The organism is Streptomyces odontotermitis (genome assembly GCF_050510915.1).
Taxonomy (GTDB): Bacteria; Actinomycetota; Actinomycetes; order Streptomycetales; family Streptomycetaceae; genus Streptomyces.
Genome location: NZ_JBNJLS010000059.1, coordinates 1 through 790, shown reverse-complemented (window position 1 = coordinate 790; position 790 = coordinate 1). Strand labels below are relative to the sequence as shown.

The following is a 790-nucleotide window of genomic DNA, read 5'->3' as shown; positions in this document are numbered from 1 at the left end:
GGCGTGCGACACCGAGCATGGCTTGATGCACGCCTCTGCCCTTGAGGCGGCAGTCCCGCAGAACCTTCCAGTTCTTGAGCCGGGACAGGGCATGTTCGACGCGTGCTCGGGCTCGGCGGTGGACGGCGTTCTCGGCCTCTTGCTGTGGACTCAAACGGTCCTGGCCGGGTCGTTTGCGGTGTGGGATGAGCAGTCCGGTGCCCTGGTATCCGCCATCGGCGATCACCGGGACACCCCGACAGGCCGTGTCGACCCCAGACTCGGCGAAGGCCCGGCAGTCGTTTCGGCTGCCGGGCAGGGGATCCCCGATGGCCACGACCAGGCGGCTGTTGGCGTCGATGACGACCTGCAGGTTCGTTGAGTAGCGGTAGTTCTTGCTCGAGGCCGCGATGCTGCGGTCCCGGGTGGGTACCAGGGTGCCGTCGACGATGTAGACGGTGTCCTCCCGCTTGCGGCGGGCCGGGGAGATTGCCAGCAGCGGCGCCAGATGGTCCAGGATCCGGTCCGCGGCCGACTTCGAGATCCCGAACAAGGGCGCCACCTGCCTGAGCGTCAGGTTCGTGCGCCAGTACGTGGCCACCAGCAACACCCGGTCCGCCAGCGGCAATCGCCACGGCCGGCCCCGCTGGATGTCACCGCCTCGACGCCGTACCAACGCGACGAGACGGTCGAACTGCACAGGGCTCAACCCTACGAACGGCTCGATCCACTTCGGATCATCTGCTGAGATCACCCCACCCATGACCGGACAACGCCTCAACAGCCACAGGAGTTACGGGACAACCTCTAG

General features: G+C 66.7%; 1 protein-coding gene. It reads right to left on the bottom strand.

Annotation, left to right across the window (positions count from 1 at the left end; all coding sequences use genetic code 11):
* A partial coding sequence (locus ACQB60_RS45735) for a transposase (RefSeq protein ID WP_496932040.1) occupies nucleotides 1-742 on the bottom strand: 742 nt, incomplete at its 3' end.
* Nucleotides 743-790 lie beyond the last annotated feature (48 nt).